12 protein-coding genes are annotated in these 15,805 nt (G+C 71.5%); 8 read left to right on the top strand and 4 right to left on the bottom strand.

From position 1 onward, the window contains the following. Nucleotides 1-122 precede the first annotated feature (122 nt). The gene (locus ACE1OC_RS09615) at nt 123-509 is read left to right on the top strand and encodes an ATP-binding protein (protein ID WP_407841520.1); all 387 of its coding nucleotides are present in this window, start codon (nt 123-125) and stop codon (nt 507-509) included. Nucleotides 510-580: 71 nt separating this feature from the next. Here the strand turns inward: ACE1OC_RS09615 and ACE1OC_RS09610 are convergent, their stop codons facing one another. Both ACE1OC_RS09610 and ACE1OC_RS09605 read right to left on the bottom strand, forming a co-directional pair. Beyond that, nucleotides 581-1,666: a DUF2637 domain-containing protein gene (locus tag ACE1OC_RS09610; RefSeq protein ID WP_407836661.1), complete on the bottom strand. Its 1,086-nt coding sequence runs from the start codon at nt 1,664-1,666 to the stop codon at nt 581-583. Nucleotides 1,667-2,072: 406 nt separating this feature from the next. Continuing rightward, entirely contained in the window at nt 2,073-2,966 is an 894-nt protein-coding gene (locus ACE1OC_RS09605) for a (2Fe-2S)-binding protein (RefSeq protein WP_407836660.1), read from the bottom strand. Between the two features lie 58 nt (nt 2,967-3,024). Between ACE1OC_RS09605 and ACE1OC_RS09600 the strand changes: the two genes are divergently transcribed. Continuing rightward, nucleotides 3,025-3,744 (top strand): GntR family transcriptional regulator, encoded by a 720-nt coding sequence (locus ACE1OC_RS09600; protein WP_407836659.1) that lies wholly within the window; start codon nt 3,025-3,027, stop codon nt 3,742-3,744. A 678-nt stretch (nt 3,745-4,422) separates the two neighbouring features. Here the strand turns inward: ACE1OC_RS09600 and ACE1OC_RS09595 are convergent. Further along, a complete protein-coding gene (locus ACE1OC_RS09595; RefSeq protein ID WP_250744164.1) occupies nt 4,423-5,208 on the bottom strand; it encodes a hypothetical protein in 786 nt (261 codons plus the stop codon). A gap of 199 nt (nt 5,209-5,407) precedes the next feature. Beyond that, nucleotides 5,408-7,087, bottom strand: a complete 1,680-nt coding sequence (locus tag ACE1OC_RS09590; RefSeq protein ID WP_407836658.1) for a PucR family transcriptional regulator — start codon at nt 7,085-7,087, stop codon at nt 5,408-5,410. Between the two features lie 254 nt (nt 7,088-7,341). Here ACE1OC_RS09590 and ACE1OC_RS09585 point away from each other — a divergent pair, with 254 nt between their 5' ends. The 6 genes from ACE1OC_RS09585 (at nt 7,342) to ACE1OC_RS09560 (ending at nt 15,782) form a co-directional block, all read left to right on the top strand. Beyond that, a complete protein-coding gene (locus ACE1OC_RS09585; RefSeq protein ID WP_250744166.1) occupies nt 7,342-8,238 on the top strand; it encodes an FAD binding domain-containing protein in 897 nt (298 codons plus the stop codon). Nucleotides 8,239-8,240: 2 nt separating this feature from the next. Continuing rightward, nucleotides 8,241-8,849: a (2Fe-2S)-binding protein gene (locus ACE1OC_RS09580; RefSeq protein ID WP_407836657.1), complete on the top strand. Its 609-nt coding sequence runs from the start codon at nt 8,241-8,243 to the stop codon at nt 8,847-8,849. Between the two features lie 2 nt (nt 8,850-8,851). Beyond that, the gene (locus ACE1OC_RS09575; protein ID WP_407836656.1) at nt 8,852-11,257 is read left to right on the top strand and encodes a xanthine dehydrogenase family protein molybdopterin-binding subunit; all 2,406 of its coding nucleotides are present in this window, start codon (nt 8,852-8,854) and stop codon (nt 11,255-11,257) included. Nucleotides 11,258-11,625: 368 nt separating this feature from the next. Next, nucleotides 11,626-13,089 (top strand): NCS2 family permease, encoded by a 1,464-nt coding sequence (locus tag ACE1OC_RS09570; protein WP_407836655.1) that lies wholly within the window; start codon nt 11,626-11,628, stop codon nt 13,087-13,089. 110 nt (nt 13,090-13,199) lie between these two features. After that, nucleotides 13,200-14,363, top strand: coding sequence for an XdhC family protein (locus ACE1OC_RS09565; protein WP_407836654.1), 1,164 nt, complete (start codon nt 13,200-13,202; stop codon nt 14,361-14,363). A gap of 153 nt (nt 14,364-14,516) precedes the next feature. Continuing rightward, entirely contained in the window at nt 14,517-15,782 is a 1,266-nt protein-coding gene (locus ACE1OC_RS09560; RefSeq protein WP_407836653.1) for a YncE family protein, read from the top strand. Nucleotides 15,783-15,805: the final 23 nt, after the last annotated feature.

The raw sequence follows: 15,805 nt of genomic DNA, 5'->3' as shown, positions 1-15,805 counted from the left end.
GGTACATCGCCGTGCGGGTGGGGGCGAAGGCCGGGAAGCTGTGGCGGAGAGGGCGGCCGGTGCCGCGCGAACCGTCGGCCGAGGAGGGGACGGCCGTGCACGCGTCGGGGATCACCCGGAGCGTGCGGCGGGCCGATCTGAAAGCGGTGGGAGAAGTCCGCAGGGATTTACGGGAGTTGATGCGCCACCGGTGCAAGACGGAGGCCGCCGAGGTGGCCGAGCTGTTGATCACCGAGCTCGTCACCAACGCCCTCGTCCACACCGATCAGGGCGCCGAGGTCTCCGCGACGCTCGCCGCCGACCGGCTGCGGGTGGAGGTCCGCGACTACGCCGCCCGCCGGCCCCGGCCGCACGTACCGTCCGCCGACGACGGTACGCACGGCAGGGGACTGGTGCTGGTGCAGTCGCTCGCCGACGCCTGGGGCGTGGACGCGCTCGGGCTCGCGCTGGGCGGCGGCAAGGTGGTGTGGTTCGAGCTCGACGGAGCGAAGGAGGCGGGGCCCGCCTGAGTGACCGGGCGGACCCCGCGACGCCGATCCCGGACGGCCGGGACCCCGTCACATCGACGGCATCGGACGCATCAGCCGAACTGCTGCTCCAGGTCCTTCAGTTTGCGTTCCAGGGAGTCGAGACGGGGGAGCGTCTGCGTATCGTCCTCGGCGGTGAGGTCCACCGTCCGGGGGCCGGTGGCCAGGTCGGCGATGTCAGCCGTGTGGACGGGCTCGGTTCCGCTCACGGCCTGCAGGGAGGGCCGGCGCCGTAGGGGCAGCTGTCCGGTTTCCGCTATGGCCGGCTCCGCGCCGACCGGCGCGGAGCCCGCTCCGGGGGCCAGCCCCGGCACCTCGACCTGACGGGCGCGGGCCACGCGCCCGAACGCCCGGTTCTGCCGGCCGAGCGCCTTGATGTGCGCCCGGTCCAGGCGGTGTTGCTCCCGCCGGCGGTGTCGGTCGTTCTCCTTCTCCTTCTTGTCCTCGCGCACCTCGTCCACGGCCTCGTCGAGCGTACGGACCCCCTCCAGCAGCATCAGCGACCACGCGCCGAAGGTCTCCCGGGGCGCCCGCAGCCAGCGGACCATCCGGATCTGTGGCAACGGCCTGGGGATCAGGCCCTGTTCGCGCAGTGCGGCCCGGCGGGTCTGCTTCAGGGCGCGGTCGAAGAGCACGGCCGCCGAGAGCGACATGCCGGAGAAGAACTGCGGGGCCCCGTCGTGGCCGAGGCCGCGCGGGGCGTGCACCCAGTTGAACCAGGCGGCGGCTCCGGCGAACAGCCAGACCAGCATGCGCGAACCGAGGGCCGCGTCGCCGTGGCTGGCCTCGCGGACGGCGAGCACCGAACAGAACATGGCGGCGCCGTCGAGACCGAAGGGGACCAGGTACTCCCAGCCCCCGGAGAGGTTGAGGTTCTGCCGGCCGAAGCCGACCAGTCCGTGGAAGGAGAGCGCCGCGGCGACCGCCGCGCAGCAGAAGAGCAGGACGTAGGAGGCGGTTCCGTAGACGGCTTCCTTGCGCCGCCGCCGCTCCTCGCTGCGCTCCCAGCTGTCCTCGGCCACCCCCGCCTTCTCGCCTTCGCGCTTGCCCCGGGCCAGTACCGCCACTGCCGCAAGTACGCCCAGGATCAGCAGGCTGCCGGGCAGCAGCCAGTCCAGCGATATGTCGGTCAGTCTCATGCGGTTGTCCCTTGCCTCGCGTATGCGGCTGTTCGGCTTGTGGCCGGTGCGGCTTTCCGGGCGCCATAGTGGCGCAGCCGGTGAGCCGTACACGCGGGTTTCGGGGCAAGTGGACGCCAACGGGGGGCGGAGCCCGCCGGATAGGGTGTTGCGGATCGAACTCCAGCTCGTACCGGGTGGGTTGAGTTCGATTTCCGTCAGTCGGACGGGTGGGTTGACGCGGCGGAGGCCGCGGCGCGGAAACCCGGTGGCGGTCGTACGGCCGGGCGGGTGACACTTCCGCCCGGCGGCGCCGCTGGAGCTGCTGCCGGTCCGCACTCGACGTCAGCCCGATCGACGCCAGTACCGAGGACGAGGTGACCGGACTGCTCGGCCTCGGTAGCCGTAGCCGTGGGGGCCGGCTCCTTCAGTCGTCGGCCGTCAGGCGCGCGATGCGGTCCGCGTCGCAGGTGCGGGGGCAGGTGACGCAGGTGTCGTCGGGGCGGATCGTGTAGAAGAAGCAGCAGCTCGCCCGGTCGCGGGTGGGGAGTTCCCGGCCGTCCGGGGCCTCGAGCGTGCGGAAGCCCGCGCCGCCGGTGTACGGGGCGGTCGAGCCGGGGAAGAGCCGGTCGAGCTCGCGCACGGCCCGCTGCTCCTGGGCCTCGCCGAGCAGGTTGGCCACGTACCAGAGGCTCTCGACCACGTCGTCGGTGACCATGCCCCACAGGGCGCGCCGCCCGCGCCGGGTCCGCGGGCCGAAGCCCTCCATGACCGGTTCGAGGTGCTGGGCCACCGCAGCCCGCACCTCTGCGCGCAGCGCGTCCTCGTCGGGCACGACCCGGGCCCCCGGGAGCGCTGCCGCCGGGTCGCCCGGCAGGCAGGCGAAGGAGCGGACGCGGACGGCCATCCGGCCCTGAGTCCGGTGGAAGGACACGGCCTCCGGAGGCAGGAGGGGTACGCGCCGGTCCAGGAACCACGGGATCGTGATCAGCAGGCAGGCCGTCCACGCGTACCGGTGCAGTCCGAACCCCGCCACCACGTCGGGCCGACCCGGGCGCCCGTAGTCGCGGAGTATCTGTGCTTCGTCCCACGCGAGGAACGCCTCCAGGGCGTCGCCGCCCGCCGCGAGCTCGTCCGCACCGACCCACCCCACACCGCGAGGGGAGGGTTCGTGCGGGGCGAGCTCGGTGACGCGCAGTCCGGCGTACGCCTCGGTCAGCCGCGCGTAGGCGTCCGCCGCCGGGGAGCCGGCCGGGGCGGTGCGTACGGGGCGGACGAAGCTGACGCCGCCCTGGGCGGGTGCGACGGCCGTGACGGTCATGGCGTACCACCGAATCGCGTGATCGTTGACAGGTAAGCCTTACCTTACCTGATCTCTGATGGGTGTGGGAAGCCGGGCTATTCTTCGGGCAGGTCGAAACCCGTGGGAGGACCGAGTGCGCGATACGGCCCGAGCCCGGGTACCGGCACAGCAGGACCGCAAGGTGGTGCGCCACTCCGTGCGCGGGCAGATCCTCGACGCCCTGCGCGCGGCGCTGCTCGCGGGCGAGCTGGCACCGGGGGAGATCTACTCGGGCCCGGCGCTGGGGGAGCGGTTCGGGGTCTCCGCGACGCCCGTGCGCGAGGCGATGCAGCAGCTGGCGCTGGAGGGGGTCGTCGAATGCCTCCCCAACCGGGGCTTCCGGGTCCTGACCCGGACCCCGGGGGAGCTGGCGGAGCTGGCCGAGGTCAGGGCGCTGCTCGAAGTTCCGGTGATGCTGAGGCTGGCCCGTACGGTGCCGGCCGGGGCGTGGGCCGCGGTGGGGCCTGCGGCGGCGGAGGGGGAGGCGGCGGCGGCCGCGGGTGATCCGGCGCGGTACGCCGATGCGGACCGGGCGTTTCACCGGGCGGTGCTCGCGCTGGCCGGCAACGCGCAGCTCCTCTTGGTGGCGGAGGATCTCCACCGCCGCTCCCAGTGGCCCCTGCCGGGCCCCCGGCGCATCCGGCGGGCGGACCTCGTCGCGGACGCGGCGGAGCACGTGGCCGTCCTGGCGGCCCTCTCCACGGGCAACCTCCCGGAGGCGGAGTCCCTGATCCGAACCCACTTCACGTCCCCCTGACGCCCCTGTGGGGCTTCGCGGGACGGGGCGCGGCGTGGCTGCGGGTGGTGGGTCGGTGCCGGGGCCGGGGTGGGGTGTCGGCCTGGACTGCATGATTTAGGCGCCCCCTGCTCTACTCCGACAGGGCGAAGCGTGTTCTCGCGCCACAAATCACGCTCTACGTCCAGGCCAACACCCCACCCCGTCCCCGTCCCCGCCCCGGGCCGCCGCCCTCCGACCCCGGCCGGGCGACGATCCGACCCCGCCAAGCGACGATCCGACCCCGCCAAGCGGCGAGCCTTCCCGCCGCCCGACGGTCGGCCCTTCCCGCCGCCCGGGGTCATCTCAGCCGTCTGCTGCCATCTCGGCCGTCCGGGGGTATCTCAGCCGTCCGCGGTCATCTCGGCCGTCTGGGGTCATCTCAGCCGTCCGGCGTTTGAGGACCGGGGTCTGGGGCGGAGCCCCAGGGGGTCCGGGCGCAGCCCGGGGCCCCCTCCCGGCCCCGGCCGGGGGCATCCCCAGCCTCGCCGGCGTTTGAGGCGCGGGTCCGGGCAGCGCCCGGGGAACGGTGGAAGGGCGGGTAGGGGACTTCGCCCCGCAGGGCCGACCCGGCCGCACCCGCCCACCGGGCCCCGCGCCGGGAGGGCGGAGGCGGCAGCCCCGCCGGACGGAGTCCCGCGCAGCGGTGCGAGCGGGGCCTCAAGAAGGGGTAGGGGCCGGAACGGGGTGGAGTTGGTCGGCCAGCCAGGTGGGGATGCCGCCCAGGAGGTGGAAGAGGCGGCGGGCCTCCGCGCGGAGGCGGGTGGCCTCCGGTTCCGGTTCGGCTTCGGCGAGGGCCGCGAGCGCGGGGGCCGTGCCGATCAGGAAGCCCAGGTCCTCCCGGATGCGGAGGGATTCCGCGAAGCCCTTGCGGGCCTCGGCGACCTCCCCGTCCCGCAGGGCCAGCGCCGCCAGGTGCCGCCAGGTGAAGGAGAGCAGCAGGACGTCGCCGTGGGCGAGGGCGCCCGCGTGGGCCCGCCGGTACGCCGGGAGGGCGGAGGAGGGGGCGTCCGCGAGGTGTTCCGCGACCAGGCCCCGGCGGAAGTCCAGGAGGGGCCGGGTGCGGGAGCCGGGGGACAGCAGCGCCGCCGCCCGCCCGAGCGCGGAGCGGGCCTCGTCGGCCCGGTCGCGCACGCCCAGTACGGTCGCCGCGTACGCCAGGTGACCGCGCTCGCACGCGGCCGCGCCCCGGTCGTCGTCGTCCTGGGAGACCGCTTCGGCCACCCGCAGCGCGTCCTCCGCCTCGGCCCAGCCCTGCCCCGTGAACAGGCAGCGCTCGACCAGGAGCCCGGTCCGCTGCACGGCGGCTCCGGCATCGTGCAGGTGCGGCGTCAGCAGGGCCGCCGCGTCGGTCCAACAGCCGCGCGAGCGCAGCCGCCATATCGCCCGCTGGAGGGGGTCGTCTCCCCCGGTAGTTCCGGCACTGGACATGGCGGTATCCGCCACATTGCCCTCCCCAAAGCAACCAAGCAGCACGTCGTTGAGCCCTGGGGCGAAATGAGAGCACGGATCGGCGGCTTCGGCCAAGGGGTCGGGTGAACTCTTTCACAAAGTCCGGACGGATCATCAGCCGCCCCCGCCCGGCCTCCACTCGGCCTCCACTGGGTCCCGACCGGCCCCCCGGCCGGTCAGGCGGTGGATCTTCTCAGCTCATCCGCAGTGCCAGGAAGAAGTCGAGCTTGTCCTCCAGGCGGGAAAGGTCCCGCGCCGTCAACTGCTCGATTCGCCCGACCCGGTACCTCAGCGTGTTGACGTGGAGGTGCAGCCGCGTCGCGCAGCGGGTCCACGAGCCGTCGCAGTCCAGGAAGGCTTCGAGGGTGGGGATGAGCTCCGCCCGGTGGCGGCGGTCGTAGTCCCGCAGCGGGTCGAGCAGGCGGGCGGTGAAGGCGCGGCGGACGTCGTCCGGGACGAACGGGAGCAGCAGGACGTGCGAGGCCAGCTCGTGGTGACCGGCCGCGCAGACCCGGCCCGGGCGGGCCGCGGCGACCCGGCGGGCGTGCCGGGCCTCTTCCAGGGCTCCGCGGAGCCCCTCGGCGGAGGACACGGCCGCGCTGACGCCCAGGGTGAGCCGGCCGTCGTCGGCGAGACCGGCCGCCAGCGGGTCCCGTACGGCCGCCAGCAGCGTTTCCGCGTGCAGGGCGGTGTCGGGGCCCTTCTCCTCGCCGGGCTCCCCGGCGGGCGCGGGCAGGGGTACGAGGGCGATCGCCTCGTCCCCGGCGTGCGCGACGGCGATCCGGTCGGACGGCTCCGGTCCGGAGACCGAGGGGTCGACCAGGATTTCTTCGAGGAGCGACTGGGCTACGGGGCCGCCGGCGATGTCGCCGCCGTCCCAGTCGACCCGGGCCACGACGACCTGCCAGTGCGGGGCGGAGCCCAGGCCGGGCAGGAGCACCGGCGCGGCCACCCGCAGGCGGGCGGCGATCTCGGCGGGCGGAGCGCCCGTCTGGACCAGCTCCAGGACCTCCTGGGCCAGCCGGCGGCGCACCGTACGGGCCGCGTCGCGGCGGTCCCGCTCGACCGCGATGAGCTGGGTGACGCCCTGGAGCAGGTCGAGCCGCTCGGCCGGCCAGTCGCCGGCGTCGGCCTCGACGGCCAGCAGCCAGTCGGAGAGCACGCTCTCGCGCACGTCCCGGGCCACCGGACCTGCGGCGCCGCGGCCGTGTCCCCTGATCGGGAAGAGGGAGTAGGTAATACCCTGGAGGGAGATCCGGTGCGGCCCCCTGCGGCCCGTCCGGACCGCCGCGAGGTGCTCGCTCGCCAGTGCCGCGCAGATGCCCGGCGCCAGCGGCTCGCCCGCCCCGGCGATCTGCCGACCGGTGGGCGAGAGCACCCAGGCCCGGAGATCGAGGTCCGTGGTGAGCAGATCGAGCACCACATCGGGTCCGCCACCGGCCGGACCTGAGGTCATGAGCCGGCGATGGCGGTCCACGACGGCCGCGAGGTCCCCGGCGCGCTCTCCCGACACCTGCCGCACCACGTACTCGGTGATGGTGGCGAATGCAACGTCTTCGTTTACAGCGAACAACGGAAGACGGTTGCGCAGACACGCCGTGACGAGGTCGTCGGGAATGTCACCCAGCTCGGCCTCGCCGGCCGCGAGCCCGGCCACGCCGGCGCTCGCGAGGATTCGTACGAACGGCTCGGAGTCGGCTGAATTTCGTCTCCATGCCAGGCCAGTGAGGACCAGTTCCCCTCCGGATAGGTATCGGCTGGGATCCCTCAGGTCGGTCGTCATGACCCCGCGGACCGTCCGGTCGAGTTCTTCCTCGCCGCCCAGCAGCCGCAGCCCCAGCGCCTCGGTTTCCAGCAGTGCGCGCAGCCGCATGATGTCGCCGCCGATCTGTCTCGAATGTTGCCGTTGGAAATCGGGCAGGTCGTCGCATCCTGCCTTTCATACGAATCTACAAGACGAGGGAGGTCCCCAGCCAACTCCTTCATGGTTTCGGTGACTGCACCCGAGGGACGGAGGGCCGGTGTACTGAGTCCACACCGCGTTAACAGCACGTGAACGACCAGTCGAGGGCCCAACGGCCTCCTGGCTTGAAGTGAACGACCCGATTAAGAAGAAGAGAGCCGCACATGGACTTCCTTCGCCCCGCCAGCTGGGAGGAGGCGCTCGCCGCTAAGGCCGAGTTCCCCACAGCTGTGCCGATTGCGGGTGGCACCGATGTGATGGTCGAGATCAACTTCGACCACCGTCGGCCGGAGTACCTCCTGGACCTGAACCGCATCGGTCTCCTGCGGGAGTGGGAGGTCGGCGAGGACGTGGTACGTCTGGGCGCCTCCGTCCCGTACACGCAGATCATGGAGAACCTCCGCACGGAGCTTCCGGGACTCGCGCTCGCCTCGCACACGGTCGCGTCCCCGCAGATCCGTAACCGCGGCGGTGTCGGCGGCAACCTCGGTTGCGCCTCGCCGGCCGGCGACTCCCACCCCGCGCTCCTCGCGGCGGGTGCCGAGGTCGAGGTGGAGTCCGTACGCGGATCCCGCCTGATCCCGATCGACGAGTTCTACACCGGCGTCAAGCGCAACGCGCTGGCCGCCGACGAGCTCATCAAGACCGTCCACGTCAAGAAGGCGGACGGCCCCCAGCAGTACTCCAAGGTCGGCTCCCGCAACGCGATGGTCATCGCCGTCTGCGCGTTCGGCCTGGCGCTGCACCCCGAGACCCGCACGGTCCGTACCGGTATCGGTTCGGCCGCGCCGACCCCGATCCGGGCGAAGGCCGCCGAGGAGTTCCTCAACGCCGCGCTCGAAGAGGGTGGCTTCTGGGAGTCCGGCAAGGTCATCACCCCGTCGATCGCCAAGCAGTTCGGTGACCTCGCCTCCGGCGCGGCCAACCCGATCGACGACGTCCGCGGCACGGCGAAGTACCGCCGCCACGCGGTCGGCATCATGGCTCGCCGCCAGCTCGTCTGGACGTGGGAGCAGTACCGCGGTTCGAACAACGGCCGCTCGCTTGAAGGGGCTGCGTAATCATGCGCGTCAATTTCACTGTCAACGGCCGTCAGCAGGAAGCCGACGACGTCTGGGAGGGCGAGTCCCTTCTCTACGTCCTGCGCGAGCGCCTGGGCCTTCCCGGTTCGAAGAACGCCTGTGAGCAGGGCGAGTGCGGTTCCTGCACCGTCCGTCTCGACGGCGTGCCGGTCTGTTCCTGCCTGGTCGCGGCCGGTCAGGTCGAGGGCCGCGACGTCGTGACCGTCGAGGGCCTGGCGGAGTTCGCCAAGCAGCGCGACGAGCACGGCCACGGCGGTGCCTGCGGCACCGGCGGCGGCTGCGGCGGCAAGGGCGGCGTCACCCTGGACGCGGCCAAGCAGTGGCAGGCCAAGCCGGGCGACTCGCAGACCGGCGAGGGCGTCGAGCTCTCCAACATCCAGCAGGCGTTCATCGACGCCGGCGCCGTCCAGTGCGGTTTCTGCACCCCGGGCCTCCTGGTCCAGGCCGACGCGCTGCTGGAGGAGAACCCCTCCCCGTCCGACCAGGACATCCGTGAGTCCCTGTCCGGCAACCTCTGCCGCTGCACGGGCTACGAGAAGATCCTCGACGCGGTCCGCCTCGCGGCCGCCCGTCAGTCTGAGGCGGTCTGACCATGGCCCAGAACACGCGCACGGTCCCGGCGGGTACGCCGACCAACGTCACGCAGAACCACACCAAGGGCGGCATCGGCGAGTCCACGCTGCGCCCGGACGGCACCCTCAAGGTGACCGGTGAGTTCGCGTACTCCTCGGACATGTGGCACGAGGACATGCTGTGGGGCCAGACGCTCCGCAGCACCGTCGCCCACGCCGAGATCGTCTCGATCGACATCTCCGAGGCCCTGGCGATGCCGGGTGTCTACTCGGTGCTGACGTACGACGACCTGCCGGCCGAGATGAAGAACTACGGCCTCGAGATCCAGGACACCCCGGTTCTCGCCAACGGCCGGGTCCGTCACCATGGTGAGCCGGTCGCCCTCGTGGCCGCCGACCACCCGGAGACCGCCCGCCGCGCGGCCGCCAAGATCAAGATCGACTACCGTGAGCTGCCGCTCGTCACGGACGAGGCCTCCGCCCTCGCCGAGGACGCGCCGCTGATCCACGAGGGCCGCGACGACCACCACATCGGTCACGTCCCGCACCCGAACATCGTGCACCGCCAGCCGATCATCCGCGGCAACGTGGAAGAGGCCCGCAAGCGCGCCGACGTCATCGTCGAGGGCGAGTACACCTTCGGCATGCAGGACCAGGCCTTCCTCGGCCCGGAGTCCGGTCTGGCCGTACCGTCCGAGGACGGCGGTGTCGAGCTGTACGTGGCCACCCAGTGGCTGCACTCGGACCTCCAGCAGATCGCCCCGGTCCTGGGCCTGCCCCCGGAGAAGGTCCGCATGACGCTCTCGGGCGTCGGCGGCGCGTTCGGTGGCCGCGAAGACATCTCGATGCAGATCCACGCCTGCCTGCTGGCCCTGGCCACGCAGAAGCCGGTCAAGATCGTCTACAACCGCTTCGAGTCCTTCTTCGGCCACGTGCACCGTCACCCGGCGAAGCTGTACTACGAGCACGGCGCCACCAAGGACGGCAAGCTCACGCACATGAAGTGCAAGATCGTCCTGGACGGCGGCGCGTACGCGTCCGCTTCCCCGGCGGTCGTGGGCAACGCCTCCTCCCTCTCGGTCGGTCCGTACGTCCTGGAGGACGTGGACATCGAGGCGATCGCGCTCTACACGAACAACCCGCCCTGTGGCGCGATGCGCGGCTTCGGCGCCGTCCAGGCCTGCTTCGCCTACGAGGCCCAGATGGACAAGCTCGCGGCGAAGCTGGGCATGGACCCGGTGGAGTTCCGCCAGCTCAACGCCATGGAGCAGGGCACGATCATGCCCACCGGCCAGGTCGTGGACGCTCCGGCGCCCGTCGCCGAGCTGCTGCGCCGGGTCAAGGCCCGCCCGCTGCCGCCGGAGCGCCAGTGGGAGTCCGCCGGCGAGAACGCGGACGTCCGCGCGCTGCCCGGTGGTCTGTCGAACACCACCCACGGTGAAGGCGTCGTCCGCGGCGTCGGCTACGCGGTCGGCATCAAGAACGTCGGCTTCTCCGAGGGCTTCGACGACTACTCCACCGCCCGCGTGACCCTCGAGGTCATCAACGGCGAAGCGGTCGCGATGGTCCACACGGCCATGGCGGAGGTCGGCCAGGGCGGCATCACCGTCCACGCGCAGATCGCCCGTACCGAGCTGGGTGTCACGCAGGTGACCATCCACCCGGCCGACACGCAGGTCGGCTCCGCCGGTTCCACGTCCGCCTCGCGGCAGACGTACATGACCGGTGGCGCCGTGAAGAACACCTGTGAGGCCGTCCGCGAGGCGGTCCTGGAGATCGGCCGGCGCAAGAACGGCTCGTACCACCCCGCGTGGGCGACCGCCGAGCTGCTCCTCGAAGGCGGCAAGGTCGTCACCGATGGCGGAGAGGTCCTCGCGGACATCGCCGACATCCTCGAGGGCGAGGACGCGATCGACATCGAGCTCGAGTTCCGCCACGCCGCGACCGAGCCCTTCGACCTGGTCACCGGCCAGGGCAACGGCCACGTCCAGTACACCTTCGCCGCGCACCGCGCGGTCGTCGAGGTGGACACCGAGCTCGGCCTCGTCAAGGTCGTCGAGCTGGCGACCGCCCAGGACGTCGGCAAGGCGCTGAACATGCTCTCCGTGGTCGGCCAGATCCAGGGTGGTACCACCCAGGGCCTGGGCGTCGCGATCATGGAAGAGATCATCGTGGACCCGAAGACCGCGAAGGTGCGCAACCCCTCCTTCACGGACTACCTGATCCCGACCATCCTCGACACCCCGACCATCCCGGTCGACGTCCTGGAGCTCGCCGACCCGAAGGCCCCGTACGGCCTGCGCGGTATGGGCGAGGCCCCGACCCTCTCGTCCACCCCGGCCGTCATCGCGGCGATCCGGGCGGCGACCGGTCTGGAGATCAACAAGACGCCGATCCGTCCGGAACTGCTCACCGGCACCCTCTAGGACGGCACGGTCCGGGGGCCGCGAGGCCCCCGGACCCCCCAGATTTCCGGGCGGTGTGACACGGGAACGTCACACTTCCAGTCGCACCGCCCGGAGCACAGAAGTCCGGAGTCATCAGCACCGCACCGCTCGCGGTCAAGTTTCACCGGCAGTCCCCCCGTAGTACCCCCCGGTGCACCGCCTACCCCAGGTGACACCAGGAGTACCAGCCGTACCGCAGAACCCTCGCAGTACCCGCAGTACACGCAGTGCACAATTTGCGTCGCCTCGGGCCGTCACCCCGGGTCGTGCAGCCAAACGCGTTTTCCCAAATCCCGTGTCTCCAATCTTTATGCGGGTGCCCCTTTGAACCTTGGGAGTTAGGCACCATGACCCAGTCCTCTGTGGAGTCCAAGCCCAGTGCGGAGGGAGCCGGAGACGGCTCTCCGACCCCTGCTGGCCAGTCTTGGCTCGACCGGTACTTTCACATCAGCAAGCGCGGATCCAACGTCGGCAACGAGGTTCGTGGCGGTATCACGACCTTCATGGCCATGGCGTACATCCTCCTGCTGAACCCCCTGCTCCTTTCGGGCAAGGACGTCGCGGGCACCACGATGGCCCCCGCGGCCCTGATCACCGCGACGGCCTTCGCCGCCTGCATCACCACGCTCCTCATGGGCTTCGTCGGCAAGGTGCCGCTGGCGCTCGCCGCCGGTCTCTCCGTGTCGGGCGTGCTCGCCTCGCAGGTCGCACCCGCGATGACCTGGCCCCAGGCCATGGGCATGTGTGTGATCTACGGTGTCGTGATCTGTCTCCTGGTCGTCACCGGCCTCCGCGAGATGATCATGAACGCGATACCCCTCGCGCTCAAGCACGCGATCACCATGGGCATCGGCCTGTTCGTGGCCCTCATCGGCCTCGTGAACGCGGGCTTCGTCGGCAAGGGCTCGGAATTCGGTCCCCCCGTCACCCTCGGTCACGGCGGTGAGCTCGCCGGCTGGCCCGTCCTTCTCTTCTGCGTGACCCTGCTCGTCATCTTCGCCCTGCAGGCCCGCAAGGTCCCCGGCGCGATCCTGATCGGCATCGTCGGCGGCACCGTCCTCGCGGCCATCCTGAACGCCGTCGCCGACATCGACCCGAAGGCCTGGAAGAGCGGCCCGCCGGTGCTCTCGGGCTCCGCGGTCTCGATGCCGGACTTCTCGCTCTTCGGTGACGTCGAGTTCGGCGGCTGGGGCGATGTCGGTGTCATGACGGTCGGCATGATCGTCTTCACCCTCGTGCTCGCCGGCTTCTTCGACGCGATGGCCACCATCATCGGTGTCGGCACCGAGGCCAAGCTCGCCGACGACCAGGGCCGCATGCCGGGCCTGTCCAAGGCGCTGTTCATCGACGGTGCCGGTGGCGCCATCGGTGGCATCGCGGGTGGCTCCGGCCAGACCGTGTTCGTCGAGTCGGCCACCGGCGTCGGTGAGGGTGCCCGCACAGGCCTCGCCTCCGTCGTCACCGGCCTCTTCTTCGCCCTCTGCCTCTTCTTCACCCCGATCACGCAGATCGTCCCCGGTGAGGTCGCCTCCGCGGCCCTCGTGGTCATCGGCGCGATGATGATGCAGAACGCCCGCCACGTGGACTGGGCCGACAGCGCCACCTCGATCCCGGTCTTCCTGACCGTCGTGATCATGCCCTTCACGTACTCGATCACGGCCGGCGTCGCCGCTGGTGTCATCTCCTACGTGGTCATCAAGCTGGCGCAGGGCAAGGCGCGCGAGATCGGTGCCTTCATGTGGGCGCTGACCGGAATCTTCCTGGTCTTCTTCGCGCTCCACCCGATCGAGGGCTGGCTCGGGGTCAGCTGACCCCGCTGATCTGCCCGGGCCGATCCGGTCCGGGCTGATCTGATCCGTACCAAGAGCCGCACCCTCCACGTATCCGATACTGGAATCTGAACCCCTCCGAGGAGGCCCCCATGCTGGATATCGCCGAAGAACTGAACCGGTGGGTCGAGCAGGGACGTGACTTCGCCGTCGCCACGGTCGTGGCGGTCGGCGGGAGCGCGCCCAGGCAGCCCGGAGCGGCCCTCGCCGTCGACAGTGACGGCACGGCCATCGGTTCGGTCTCCGGTGGATGCGTGGAGGGTGCGGTGTACGAGCTGTGCCAGCAGGCGCTGGAGGACGGCGAGACCGTCCAGGAGCGCTTCGGCTACAGCGATGACGATGCCTTCGCCGTCGGTCTGACCTGCGGCGGAATCATCGACATCCTCGTGACCCCGGTCCCCGTGGGCTCTCCCGCACGGGAGGTGTTCGCGGCCTCGCTGGCCGCCGCCGCCGGTGGGGAGGCGGCGGCGGTCGCCCGGATCGCCGAAGGGCCGGCCGAGCTCATGGGCCGCGCCGTACTCGTCCGGGGCGAAGGCCCCCACGAGGGCGGTTTCGGCGGTCACCCCGAGCTGGACCGCGCCATCGCCGACGAGGCCCGGGCCATGCTCGAGGCCGGCAAGACCGGTGTGCTGGAGATCGGCGCCGACGGCCGCCTCTGCGGAGAGCCGCTCAAGGTGCTGGTCGAGTCCAGCGTCCCGCCGCCCCGGATGGTCGTCTTCGGGGCCATCGACTTCGCCTCCGCCCTGGTGCGGATCGGCAAGTTCCTCGGCTACCGGGTGACGCTGTGTGACGCCCGGCCCGTGTTCGCCACGAAGAAGCGTTTCCCCGAAGCGGACGAGATCGTGGTCGACTGGCCGCACCGCTACCTGGAGGAGCAGTCCTCCGCCGGTGAGATAGACGGCCGGACGGTCCTGTGCGTCCTCACGCACGACGCCAAGTTCGATGTCCCGCTCCTCGAACTGGCCCTCAAACTTCCCGTCGCCTACGTCGGCGCCATGGGCTCCCGCCGCACCCACGAGGACCGCAACAAGCGGCTCCGCGAGGTCGGCGTGACCGAGCTCGAACTGGCCCGGCTGCGCTCCCCGATCGGCCTGGACCTCGGGGCCCGCTCCCCGGAGGAGACCGCGCTGTCCATCGCCGCCGAGATCGTCGCCAACCGGCGCGGCGGCACCGGCGCGGCCCTGACCGGCGCCCACATCCCGATCCACCCGGACGTCGCGAACACGGTGATCAGCAGGATCGGGTCCGTCGCTTGAAGAGGTGACGAGCTGTAGCACGGTGTGAAAAGGGCGCAACCCCGTGGGGGTTGCGCCCTTTCGCTGTTCCCCCTATCTTACCGGCCGGTAACAGAGTCTCCCCGTAACGGAGTTGACCGGATGTCTGTCAGCCGATCGAGTAACCGCGGTGTCTTGACGGGCTTGCCGGCCCTCGCGGCCGTGGCCGCGCTGGTGCTGGCCGCCCTCGCGGCGGGTCCCGCGCCCGCGGCGGGCGCCGGGCTGTCCACGGCCGCGGGGGCGGCCGCCGCGGGCCCGCGCGAGGTCCTGTTCGTGGGCAACAACTGGGAGGGCACCGCCGACGTCCTCGCCTCCACCGGGAACCTGGCCAAGGTGGGCCGGATCAACATGGTCCCGGACAAGGAGGAGCGGCTCCGGGAGATCTACCTCAACCCGGTGAAGCTCGCCTATTTCCTGGGCGTCCGGGCCACCGCGGGCGAGGGGCACGACCAGTTCGTCGACGACATGTACACCACCCCGGACGGCTCCGCCGTCGTCGCCTCCCGCCCCAGCTTCGCCGACGTCGTCTCCATCGACGTCCGCACCGGCCGGATCAACTGGCGCTTCCCCGTGGCCGGTTACCGGGCCGACCACATGGCCGTCTCCCCGGACGGCACCCGCGTGGCGGTCTCGGCCTCCACCGCCAACACCGTGCACGTCCTCGACATCGCGAGCGGCCGCCAGGCCGGCTCCTTCGCCACCGGCGACAAACCGCACGAGAACACCTTCACCCGGGACGGCCGCTTCCTGTGGAACAGCTCCATCGGTGACGTGACCTCCGCCCTCGACGCGCCCTGGCTGGACTGGACGAAGGGCGACCGCAGGATCACGGTCGCCGACGCGCAGACCCTGCGCCCGGTACGGGTGATCGACATGCGGGCCCGCCTCGACGCCTTCGGGCGCTCCGACCTGTCCGATGCCGTGCGGCCCATGTCCTTCGCCCCGGACGAGTCGAAGCTCTACTTCCAGGTGTCCTTCTTCAACGGCTTCGTCGAGTACGACGTGGCCGCCGACCGGATCACCCGGATCAAGACCCTCCCCGTGAACCCCGCCACCAGCACCGACCGCACGACGTGGGTCAACGACTCCCGGCACCACGGCATGTCCATGAGCCCGGACGGGTCCAAGCTGTGCGTCGCGGGGACCATGGAGGACTACGCGACCGTCGTGGACCGGGCCACCCTGGAGCAAGGGCCCCTCGTCCCCGCCGCCAAGCCCTACTGGGCCACGGTCGACGGCGACGGCACCGGCTGCGTGATCTCCGAGAGCGGCGCCGACCAGGTCACCGCCATCGACTTCGCCACCGGCGCCAAGCGGGTGTCCGTACCCGTCGGAGACCACCCCCAGCGGGTCCGCCTCGGGCACGTTCCGGCGGACTGGACGGGGCCCGCGGCGCACTGACCCACGGCGGCCGGAACGAGAAT

Source organism: Streptomyces stoeckheimensis (genome assembly GCF_045822005.1).
Lineage (GTDB): Bacteria > Actinomycetota > Actinomycetes > Streptomycetales > Streptomycetaceae > Streptomyces > Streptomyces stoeckheimensis.
Note: the sequence above shows the minus strand (reverse complement) of the source record. Positions and strands in the feature narration are given on the sequence as shown.

Excerpts from the sequence above, each read along its gene's own strand:
- ACE1OC_RS09610 (WP_407836661.1), bottom strand. The coding sequence starts at position 1,666 with ATGAGACTGACCGACATATCGCTGGACTGGCTGCTGCCCGGCAGCCTG.
- ACE1OC_RS09605 (WP_407836660.1), bottom strand. The coding sequence starts at position 2,966 with ATGACCGTCACGGCCGTCGCACCCGCCCAGGGCGGCGTCAGCTTCGTC.
- ACE1OC_RS09600 (WP_407836659.1), top strand. The coding sequence starts at position 3,025 with ATGGGTGTGGGAAGCCGGGCTATTCTTCGGGCAGGTCGAAACCCGTGG.
- ACE1OC_RS09590 (WP_407836658.1), bottom strand. The coding sequence starts at position 7,087 with ATGCGGCTGCGCGCACTGCTGGAAACCGAGGCGCTGGGGCTGCGGCTG.
- ACE1OC_RS09585 (WP_250744166.1), top strand. The coding sequence starts at position 7,342 with ATGGACTTCCTTCGCCCCGCCAGCTGGGAGGAGGCGCTCGCCGCTAAG.
- ACE1OC_RS09580 (WP_407836657.1), top strand. The coding sequence starts at position 8,241 with ATGCGCGTCAATTTCACTGTCAACGGCCGTCAGCAGGAAGCCGACGAC.
- ACE1OC_RS09575 (WP_407836656.1), top strand. The coding sequence starts at position 8,852 with ATGGCCCAGAACACGCGCACGGTCCCGGCGGGTACGCCGACCAACGTC.
- ACE1OC_RS09570 (WP_407836655.1), top strand. The coding sequence starts at position 11,626 with ATGACCCAGTCCTCTGTGGAGTCCAAGCCCAGTGCGGAGGGAGCCGGA.
- ACE1OC_RS09565 (WP_407836654.1), top strand. The coding sequence starts at position 13,200 with ATGCTGGATATCGCCGAAGAACTGAACCGGTGGGTCGAGCAGGGACGT.